General features: G+C 46.0%; 9 protein-coding genes and 1 pseudogene. 7 read left to right on the top strand and 3 right to left on the bottom strand.

Annotated elements, in window-relative coordinates; translation table 11 throughout:
- Positions 1-45: 45 nt before the first annotated feature.
- From deoC to F8N00_RS12970, 3 genes are all read left to right on the top strand, one after another.
- Complete coding sequence (gene deoC, locus F8N00_RS12980; protein ID WP_023467449.1) at positions 46-711, top strand: deoxyribose-phosphate aldolase; 666 nt, start codon at positions 46-48, stop codon at positions 709-711.
- Positions 712-846: 135 nt separating this feature from the next.
- Positions 847-1,821, top strand: coding sequence for a BMP family lipoprotein (locus F8N00_RS12975; RefSeq protein ID WP_023467450.1), 975 nt, complete (start codon positions 847-849; stop codon positions 1,819-1,821).
- Complete coding sequence (locus F8N00_RS12970; protein WP_023467451.1) at positions 1,818-3,467, top strand: methyl-accepting chemotaxis protein; 1,650 nt, start codon at positions 1,818-1,820, stop codon at positions 3,465-3,467. The genes F8N00_RS12975 and F8N00_RS12970 overlap by 4 nt, the downstream gene beginning before the upstream one ends.
- A 76-nt stretch (positions 3,468-3,543) precedes the next feature.
- On the opposite strand, the gene F8N00_RS12965 is transcribed toward F8N00_RS12970, so the two are convergent.
- Positions 3,544-4,791 carry a murein hydrolase activator EnvC family protein gene (locus F8N00_RS12965; protein WP_410755771.1) on the bottom strand — a complete coding sequence of 416 codons (1,248 nt, stop codon included), beginning with the start codon at positions 4,789-4,791 and terminating at the stop codon, positions 3,544-3,546.
- Between the two features lie 334 nt (positions 4,792-5,125).
- Positions 5,126-5,875 (bottom strand): SDR family NAD(P)-dependent oxidoreductase, encoded by a 750-nt coding sequence (locus tag F8N00_RS12960; RefSeq protein ID WP_023467453.1) that lies wholly within the window; start codon positions 5,873-5,875, stop codon positions 5,126-5,128.
- Positions 5,876-6,011: 136 nt separating this feature from the next.
- Between F8N00_RS12960 and F8N00_RS12955 the strand changes: the two genes are divergently transcribed.
- The 3 genes from F8N00_RS12955 (at position 6,012) to F8N00_RS12945 (ending at position 7,784) form a co-directional block, all read left to right on the top strand.
- The gene (locus F8N00_RS12955) at positions 6,012-6,446 is read left to right on the top strand and encodes a YkvA family protein (protein WP_023467454.1); all 435 of its coding nucleotides are present in this window, start codon (positions 6,012-6,014) and stop codon (positions 6,444-6,446) included.
- A gap of 131 nt (positions 6,447-6,577) precedes the next feature.
- On the top strand, positions 6,578-7,141 hold the full coding sequence (locus tag F8N00_RS12950; protein ID WP_035398399.1) for a DedA family protein: 564 nt from the start codon (positions 6,578-6,580) through the stop codon (positions 7,139-7,141).
- 13 nt (positions 7,142-7,154) lie between these two features.
- Positions 7,155-7,784, top strand: coding sequence for an HAD family hydrolase (locus F8N00_RS12945; RefSeq protein ID WP_035398397.1), 630 nt, complete (start codon positions 7,155-7,157; stop codon positions 7,782-7,784).
- A gap of 86 nt (positions 7,785-7,870) precedes the next feature.
- On the opposite strand, the gene F8N00_RS12940 is transcribed toward F8N00_RS12945, so the two are convergent.
- Positions 7,871-8,929 (bottom strand): PTS transporter subunit IIC, encoded by a 1,059-nt coding sequence (locus F8N00_RS12940; protein ID WP_058265069.1) that lies wholly within the window; start codon positions 8,927-8,929, stop codon positions 7,871-7,873.
- A gap of 188 nt (positions 8,930-9,117) precedes the next feature.
- Here F8N00_RS12940 and F8N00_RS12935 point away from each other — a divergent pair.
- Positions 9,118-9,571, top strand: a pseudogene (locus F8N00_RS12935) (NADP-dependent oxidoreductase); the annotation flags it as partial.

Genomic DNA, 9,571 nt, shown 5'->3' with positions numbered 1-9,571 from the left:
CTCGGAGATGTGTATAAGAGACAGCCCTTAAGGAGGACAACAAACATGAATTTAGCAGGAATGATCGACCATACGGCACTGAAGCCAGAAACATCACGTGCTCAGATCGAAACACTCTGTAAAGAAGCATTAGAATACAAATTCGCAAGCGTCTGTGTTAACCCAACATACGTCGCGTTAGCAGCAGAACTCTTAAAATCAGATGATGACGTCAAAGTATGTACAGTCATCGGCTTCCCACTTGGAGCAAACACACCAGAAGTAAAAGCATTCGAAACAAAGGATGCGATCCAAAACGGTGCAACTGAAATCGATATGGTTCTCAACATCGGCGCATTAAAAGATGGCGATCTTGAGTTAGTAGAACGTGACATTCGTGCGGTTGTCGAAGCGGCAAACGGTACACTCGTTAAAGTCATCTTCGAAAACTGCCTTCTTACAAAAGAAGAAATCAAAACAGCTGCTGAACTTTCAGTTAAAGCAGGTGCTAACTTCGTGAAGACATCGACTGGTTTCTCAACAGGTGGTGCAACTGTCGAAGACATCCGTCTCATGCGTGAGACAGTTGGTCCTGACATCGGTGTTAAAGCATCTGGTGGCGTTCGTGACTTCGAAGGTGCAAAAGCAATGATCGATGCAGGTGCATCGCGCATTGGCGCATCAGCAGGAATCGCAATCGTTACAGGTGGTACTTCTGATAGCGACTACTAAGAATATCTCAAATGTCCCTCTTTTTTTGAGGGGCATTTTTTTGTTATGGAATTATTCTGAATTTAAATTTTGTATTAAGAAGTCAGACATCGCTTCCGATAATCAGATGTAGAATGTCGGAAGGATGTGGAATGAATGAAACGGTGGAGTGGAATCATACTGGCATCGACACTTAGCCTCGCAGGGTGCGGCAGTGTCATCGATGATCCAGAACGGGCAGTCAAGGAACGAAAGGAAATGGCAGTCGTCTTGTCGGATGTGGGTCTTGGCGATCAATCATTCAGCGATGCGGCGATGAGCGGTATGGCGTTGTTACGCGAGAAGGAAGGTTGGTCAATCGATTACCGAGAGTTGAACGAAACGAAGACCTATAAAGTAGCATTCGAAGCGTTAGCGAAGAAGAAGCCGACCGTCATCGTCGGACTCGGATTCATGGGACAGACGGATCTTGAGACCGTTGCTAAAAAATATCCGAAACAACAATTCGCCTTGATTGATGCTGTATCGACGTTACCGAACGTACTCTCGGTTACGTTCAAAGAGGACGAAGGAAGCTATTTAGCGGGTGCGGCTGCAGGTATCCAAACGAAGACGAATACGATTGGTTTCGTCGGTGGGATGAAGTCACCTCTGATCGAAAAATTCGAAAAAGGATACATAGCTGGCGCAAAAGCCGTCAATCCAAAAACAAAAGTACTCGTCGAATACGCAGAGGACTTTGCAGCGCCTGAAAAGGGACGGACGCTCGCAAACGAAATGATGCAGAAAAAGGCAGACGTGTTATACGCAGCAGCGGGGTTGACGGGAAGCGGTGTCCTTGAGGCAGCGCAAACGAAGGGGAAAAAAGCGATCGGTGTCGATAGCGATCAGACCCCGATCGCACCTGACGCTGTCATGACGTCAATGCTAAAACAAGTTGATCTTGCGATCACGAAAATCGGACAAGATGTGGCTGCGAAAGGTCTACAGTCCGGACAAGTCGTCCTGGGTGTCAAAGAAGGGGCAATCCAGTTGGCTCCAATCCGAAACACGAACTTTACGGACGGGGAACGAAAAAAATTAGAGCAGCTACAACAAGACGTGCTCGAAGGTAAGGTGACGATCCAATGACGTTACGGAAACGATTTTTACTCTCCACGTTAGTGACGATTTTGAGTGTCGTCATCTTGATGGGATGGACTTTGTTCCAACTCCGTCAAATTCAGTCCTATAACGAAGATTACGGGAAACAGCTCGTTGAGATCTCAGAGCTTGAAACGAAGCTCTTATATGAACAGGCAGCATGGAACCGACTGGCAAGCCAACCGTCTGAAAGTCAGGCGGAGCAAGTACAGGCACTTAGCAAAAAGAACGAACAAGCCTTGAACCAGTTACAAAAGACGTATTTGATTCCAGCATTTCAAGAAGAGTTGAACCGGGCGGATATGAAATATAAGACGCTTGCTGCGAAACGGACGGAACTGACGGACGCGATGAATCCGATTGAGATTCGCTCCCATGCCGCACGAATCGAAGGTGTGCTCAGTGATCTCTATACGTTACATACGAAAAATGGAGAGTTTTATGATGTCTTACAACGTGAAGCAAAAGACGAGACATTGAACCTGACGCGGACCGTCATGATTGCGACATTCATTCTCCTGATTGGTCTTGCGTTATACAACTGGTACTTCGCACGTAGCATCACGCGACCAATCAGCCGTGTCGTCCGGACAGCAGAACAGATTTCGGACGGAGACTTATCGCAGGAATTAGTCGTATCCGGTCGAAAAGATGAGATTGGTCGACTCGAGACAGCGGTTGCGCAGATGCAAGGAACATTGCATGAGGTCATCGGAACGATCAGTCGTTCGTCGAATACGATTCGTCAGATGAGTACGGAAGCGACGACGGAGAACGCGAACATCGTTGAAGTTTCTGGTAACATGACCCATGCGATCAATGAGATGGCGAGCGGGACACAAACGGTGTCGGACGATATCCAGACGACAGTCAGTACGATGTCCGATATGCAACAGCTCTTTGAAGAGAGTGAACAACGTGCACAAACGGCTTATGCAGAAGGACAGGCGGCCGATCACGTGATGGTTCAAAGTAGTTCCATCATGGAACAACAGGCCGCATCACTACGTGCATCAACAGAACAAAATCGCGAACTTGGTCAGAAACTGGAAGGTTTCTTAGAGCAGACGCAACAAATCGAACAGATGGCGCAACTCGTCGCTGGAGTTTCTGCACAGACGAATTTATTATCACTTAATGCGGCCATCGAGGCGGCGCGGGCTGGGGAAGCCGGTCGTGGATTTGCCGTCGTAGCAAGTGAAGTTAAAAAGTTAGCGGATGAGACAAATGAGGCGACGCGCTCAATCTTCTCACTCGTTCGTTCGATTCGTCAGGATGGTGCTGTCTTACAAGAAGCACTCGTGCAAGCGGAGCGGGAGCAGACGAATCAGGTCGAGAACTTCACACACGTTCAAGAAGCATTCGGTGAGACGCGTCAAAAGGTAGCAAGTGTGACGGAAACGCTCGATTACGTGACGAAACAACTCGTTCATTCGAAACAACAAGCCCGTCATGTCGTTGGTCAAGTCAGTACAGTCAGTGGCGTCATGGAAGAACTTGCAGCCGGAAACGAAGAAATTGCTGCTTCGATGCGTGATCAACAGGCATCGTTCGAACAGATTCATCAATTGATGCAAGAACTCGAATCGACGACGACGTCGCTTGACAGTCAGACACATCAATTCAAAATTTAATGAACACAGCAAAAAGTGCACGCTTTCTCAGGAAGAGAAGGCGTGCACTTTTTCTTGAATCGACTTATTAGACTTATTAGAAGAAGCTTTCTGGATCGAGCTCATTCGTCCGTCCATTCGCATCATACTGGTATCCACCATCGTGGATTTCAAAATGCAAGTGTGGACCAGTTGAGTTACCGGTGCTTCCGAGAACACCGATTTGCTGTCCTTGTTTGACTTGTTGTCCCTGTTTAACGTTTAAGGCATTCATATGAGCATACACGGTCGTATATGTTTTCCCGTCGATATTATGAGAGATATAGACGTGATTTCCGTAAGGACCACCTGAACTTGCTAAGATGACTGTTCCGCTTGCAGACGCAACGATTGGCGAGTTGAGTGGACCAGCGAAGTCTGTTCCGTTGTGGTACGCATAACCATTACTTCCGCTTGCTGCACCCATTCCTTGCGAAACAGAGCCTTGAGCAGGTTTGATGAATTTACCTTTTGCTTTTGAGATGACTTTCGTACTGGCCTTGCTAACAGATGCTGGCGCTGCCGATTGTTTCGCGGCTTTTGCGGCAGCTGCTTTTGCAGCACGAGCTGCCGCTTTTTCAGCTGCTTCCTGTGCCTTCAGTTGGGCCGATGCCTCTTTCAGGCTGAGGATATTGGATTCTATTTTTTTCTTTTGTGACGTCAAGCGTTTCAAAAGGGCTGTTCGTTTTTGTTTCTCTTCTTTCAGTTCACGTTGTTTCTTTTTTAAAACATTACGATCTTCAATCAAGTCTTGGCGTGTCTGCTTCAATTCTTCTTTCGCAGCTGCCAGTTCTTTTTTGTTTGATTCGTAATCTTTTAACAAAGAAGCATCGCTTTCCGCAATCGTATTGAAGGCATTGAAGCGGCTAATCATATCACCGACATCTTTTGCGCCGAAGACGGCTTCAAGCAGCGGGGCATTATCGGCTTTAGACTGACGAACTGCCAGGCGATCACCGAGCATTTTTTCTTGCTTCTTGATTTTCTTTTGTAACTTTTCGATTTTATCTTCTAATCGAGCAATCTGTTTCGTGTTTTCGTCGATCATCTTTTGATTTTCGACGACTTGTAATGTCAGCCCGTTAATCTGTTGATCCAGGGCGTAGACTTGTTGCTGTGCTTTAGATAATTGATTATTTTTTTGAGACAACGCCTCGCGTTGCTTCGATTGTTGTTGCTGGTTTTGTTGTTGCTTTTCTTTATATGAGCTTGCCGCGTCGACGGGAGTTGTCGTCATGAGCGGACTTGCGAGTAAAGTGAGTGTCATGAGCGATAGCCCGAGTGACTTTCCGAAAGGTCGTTTCATAAACTAAGCGTCATTCCTTTCCCTTGTGAAGTGTTACCTATCCCACTCTAACAAGAAAATCGAAAAATCCACTTTACAATTCTTTTAAAAAAATACAAGAGAAACTAGCAGAAAGTATGAAGAATTTATGAAAATAACGATAGAGAAGTAAAAGGACATGCTTGAATCGTTGATATAGAAGGAAAAATTGAGGAACGATTGATTGATTTCCGAATGATGTCATAGGATATATTTTTGTAACATCATATAAATAGAACGTTTATTAATGTTTGAAAAAGGTATAAGTATAGTTTTTGTGAAATGAAAAAGTGCCCCGAAAGGCACTCAGCACGAATCATTCTTCATAAATCATCTTTCGTGTCATTCCACCGTCTAGGACCAATGTTTCGCCCGTCAAGAAATCGTTATCTGGGTGTGTCAGATAGAGAGCCGCACGAGCGACATCACTTGGTTTTCCGACGCGACCAGCTGGATGTTGACTATGATCTTCAGGTGATAATTCTTGATAGTCACCGGTTTCAATCCAACCAGGAGCAATCGCGTTGACGAGAATTCCGTCTTCTCCAAGTGAGACAGCAAGTGCATGGGTCAGAGCAAAAATGCCACCTTTCGTCGACGCATAGGATTCCGTATGCGGTTCCGACATAAAGGCGCGGGTCGAAGCAAGGTTGATGATTCGACCACCACTTTTACTTTGTTTCAAATAGGGTGTAGCCGCCTTAGTTGTCAAGAAGATGCTACGCAGATTCGTATGATGAACTCGGTCCCATTCCTCAAGCGATAATTCGAGTAATGGTTTTCGAATCATAATACCAGCGTTGTTGATGACAATGTCGATGCGACCAGTATGTTCAATCGCTTTTTCAATCAACAGTTGAACGTCTTTTTCATGTTGGATATCGAGGTGATAGAAGTAAGCCGTACCACCATCTTCTTCAATTTGTTGGACCAATTCGTCTCCTGTCATCTGATCGATATCAGCAAGAACGACATTTGCGCCATGCGCAGCATAGGTGCGGGCGAGTTCTGCACCAATTCCATTCGCAGCTCCTGTAATGATGACGGTTTGATTAACATGATTCATAAAAATCATCCTTTCTGTAACGCTTCTCTCCCTTTTTTACCGTTCCATCATATCCTGAAACCTGACAGGATTATCATCCGTAGGAACAGGGAAATAGAAAAGCGTTGAAGTTACTTTAGAATGGGGGAAAATAGGAATGAAATTCTCGAATCAACAATTAGAAAAACAACAAAATCAATATGCCGAAGATGCAAAAGATTATATCGATCGTCCGAAAAAGACGAATTCGTTGTTACAACGAGCAACTGCAAAGGTAAACAGTAACTCTCGTTTGTCCGTCGTCTTCTCACCGTTGACGTTATTCGTCGATATGATTCGCGCGTACCAGTCAGGTGAATATCGCAACATTCGTCGTACGACGATCTTAAAAGTAATCGGAGCGTTGATTTACCTCGTGTCACCGATTGACCTCGTACCTGATTTCGTACTCGGATTTGGTTTCGCAGACGATATCGCGGTCATCCTTTTCGTCACGAAAACAGTCTTTGAAGAATTGACACGTTTCAGTGACTGGCAAGATGAACAACAAAAGCGCCGTACGCAACCAGTACAAAGTGAGGATGCGTATTAATCAAATAGATGATCCGAGCGACTTCACTATGAGAAGTCGCTCTTTCTGATGTAAAAAGAGCCGTTTCCTGTACGCCTTCTTGAAAGTTCGATACACTAGAAATAGTTGGTAAAGGGGGAGGAGGGACGAAGATGGGACATCACTGGATGGAGTCATACGGTTATATTGGCATCATGATGACGCTCATGTTTCCATTCATACCGAGCGAAGTGCCGCTAGCGTATGCCGGATATCTCGTCCACACGGCACAGGCGAATCTGCTATTCATGTTGTTCCTCGCTGTAGTGAGCTTCGTCATTAGTCAGAACCTCTTCTTTACGATTGGTCAGTTCGGGAGTGAACGGTTATTGAACCGTTTATTCAAATGGTTTCGGATTTCGGAAACAAAAATGCTTCAGTTTCAGACACAAATGGAGACGAAGGGACGCTATATTCTCCTTCTGTCCCCGATGTGGCGCATCGGATTTGCGATTGGTGCCGGTCTGACTGGTGTTTCACGCTGGACGTTTACCGTCGTGACGACGATTTCCTTTTTCCTTTGGTCGGCGATCTTCATTTGGGGCGGGAAAGCCGTCGGGCATGAATGGCGAAAATTGCACCATCTCAATCATCCAATAGTTTGGATTGGTTTAGGTGTGTTGATTACGGTTGGCTACTTGATTCAAAAAAAGAGAAAAGCAAAAAAAGAAATCTAAAAGGAGTGGGAACATGGCAATTATCTTATTCGATATTGACGGTACATTGATCGATTCAACGGAACAGATGACAGAAGCAATCCATCGGGCGATGGAGGACATGCCGCATCTTCCAAAACCTTCTAAAGCTAGTGTACAAGCAAGTTATGGTTTAGCAGGAAGTGCCTTTTGGCGTAAGGCGATTCCGGAAGCCTCAGAAGAGGATATTCGGTTGATTCGTAAAAAAAGACATGGTCATCTAGAAGCGACGATGGCAGAACAGAATGTCTTGTTTGATGGAATTCGATCCTTATTAGAAGCGCTAGTGTCTGCAGGACATACCATTTCAACAGCGAGTAATTGTGGCAACCACTATCTTAACCTTGTGCTGGATAGTCAAGACATTCGTTCGTTTTTCACGAGTCCGAAATGCTTAGAATCCGTCAACGGGAAAGAAAAGGCGGATATTTTACGAGCGCACCGTGAGGAGTTTGGGGAAGAGTCCTACTGGATGATCGGAGATCGGTCTTCCGATGTGGAAGCGGCTCGTAAGGAAAAGATGCCGGTCGTTTTATGCCAGTACGGTTTTGGGACACAATCCGAGTGGGATTCGGCAGACCATGTCATCGAGTCACCGCTTGACTTACTGACAGTGATCAAATAAATGCACCAAAAAGCCAAGCTCGATCCGTCGATTTTTTAGACGGTCGGCTTGGCTTTTTTTGTGATGAGAGAACGATAACGATGAACTTACTCGAAATCCAGTCGGTATGGTTCTGCACTCATCCATGGACGGAATCTCCGGAAGAGCAGGTGGAACACTAGACAAAGGATGACCGGCAAGAAGATGAATAATCCCAGAACAAATGTCATGTTGAACAATGTCCAGCCTCCTGACATCAGATGTAACGCATTGATCGGACCGATTAATCCAGACATTCCGAAGCCGGCACTAAACGGTGTACCTTGGACGCCGAGCATTCCTGCTAGTGCGCCAAGGATAGCAGCACTACACATGACAGGAAGAATCATCAAGGGATTACGGATGAAGTTCGCCATCTGGATTTTAGGAGAACCAAGAAAATGAGCAATCGACGTTCCGCGCGAATTGGCTTGCCACCCGGCAATCGCAAGACCGAATCCAGCGGCACAGACGCCTAGATTTGCAGCTCCGGCGGCAACACCCGATAGACTGATGGCGGTCGCAATACCGACCGTTGAAAGCGGAGAGACGATCAGTACGGAAAAAGTAATCGCAATCAGAATACCCATTAAGACGGGTTGAAGTGCCGTAAAGTCTGAGATGACATGTCCGATCGCTGTCGTGATCCGTGTCACGAACGGATACGTCAAAACACCAATCCCACCGGCACCGACAATCAAAATCGTTGGCATGACAAGCACCGTATACGTCTTGAAACGTTCACCGATCAATAAGACGATTGCCGTCGCAACAGCTGCCGTCAGTCCGGCATTGATGACGTCGCCCGTGCCGACGAAAACGAAGGTCGCATCTGCACGAGTTGCAACGCCTGAGCCAACGACTGTCGCGAGTCCAATCGACGTGGTCGCAATCGGTGTCACTTTAAATTGCATGGCTACGGCAACACCAATCACCATCGGCAAAAGGCGCATCGCGAGTGTAGTGGCATCTAAAACATGCTGGGCTCCGGATACGTATGGCAACAACGCCTTAGCGAGTTCACCGAGTAGTGCTCCCGGAATGAGGGCAACAAGAATTCCGATACTGAGTCCGTTTAAAACATGAACAGCGAATTGACGTGGCTGACGCAAAATAGATGAATCCATACAAATCCTCTCCTTATGTAACGCTTTTGTGCATAACAGTATAAAAGTTATGAATTGTGTTTTATCTTACGGTAAGAACAGAAGGACGTCAAGAAAAAGTTAGAAAATTCCAAACAAGCAAAGGATTCGTCTTTCAGAAACGGAATTGTTACAGTGAAAAAGTACATTGAATGAGGAGGTCATGAATCATGTCAGAACAACGTATCGTATTAGCAGCACGACCAAACGGAAAACCAACAGGGGAAACATTCCGCTATGAATCATTTGAGTTAACAGAGCTGAAGGAAGGACAAGTCGCACTGGAGTCACTCTATATCTCGGTCGATCCATATATGCGGGGTCGTATGAACGATGCGCGTTCTTATTCGCAACCATTTGAGATTGATGAACCGATTCACGGAGGTGTCGTAGCACGTGTCATCGAGTCTAAAAGTGAAGGGCTCAAGTCAGGTGATGTCGTTGTCGGGATGCTCGATTGGGCAACAAAAGTAGTCGTCGATGCGAAAACCATTCGTAAAATCGATGAGCAAATCGCACCGATTTCAACAGCACTTGGTGTTCTCGGAATGACAGGGATGACAGCGTATTTCGGATTGCTTGATATCGGGAACTGTCTCTTATACACATCTCCGAGCCCACGAG

Origin of the sequence: Exiguobacterium sp. A1_3_1, from assembly GCF_048985645.1 — a bacterium.
GTDB lineage: Bacteria > Bacillota > Bacilli > Exiguobacteriales > Exiguobacteriaceae > Exiguobacterium_A > Exiguobacterium_A indicum.
Note: the sequence above shows the minus strand (reverse complement) of the source record. Positions and strands in the feature narration are given on the sequence as shown.

What these genes read in the sequence shown, in the direction of transcription:
- F8N00_RS12940 (WP_058265069.1), bottom strand. Translation starts at nt 8,929, where the DNA reads ATGGATTCATCTATTTTGCGTCAGCCACGTCAATTCGCTGTTCATGTT.
- F8N00_RS12955 (WP_023467454.1), top strand. Translation starts at nt 6,012, where the DNA reads ATGAAATTCTCGAATCAACAATTAGAAAAACAACAAAATCAATATGCC.
- F8N00_RS12945 (WP_035398397.1), top strand. Translation starts at nt 7,155, where the DNA reads ATGGCAATTATCTTATTCGATATTGACGGTACATTGATCGATTCAACG.
- F8N00_RS12975 (WP_023467450.1), top strand. Translation starts at nt 847, where the DNA reads ATGAAACGGTGGAGTGGAATCATACTGGCATCGACACTTAGCCTCGCA.
- F8N00_RS12970 (WP_023467451.1), top strand. Translation starts at nt 1,818, where the DNA reads ATGACGTTACGGAAACGATTTTTACTCTCCACGTTAGTGACGATTTTG.
- F8N00_RS12965 (WP_410755771.1), bottom strand. Translation starts at nt 4,791, where the DNA reads ATGAAACGACCTTTCGGAAAGTCACTCGGGCTATCGCTCATGACACTC.
- deoC (WP_023467449.1), top strand. Translation starts at nt 46, where the DNA reads ATGAATTTAGCAGGAATGATCGACCATACGGCACTGAAGCCAGAAACA.
- F8N00_RS12950 (WP_035398399.1), top strand. Translation starts at nt 6,578, where the DNA reads ATGGGACATCACTGGATGGAGTCATACGGTTATATTGGCATCATGATG.
- F8N00_RS12960 (WP_023467453.1), bottom strand. Translation starts at nt 5,875, where the DNA reads ATGAATCATGTTAATCAAACCGTCATCATTACAGGAGCTGCGAATGGA.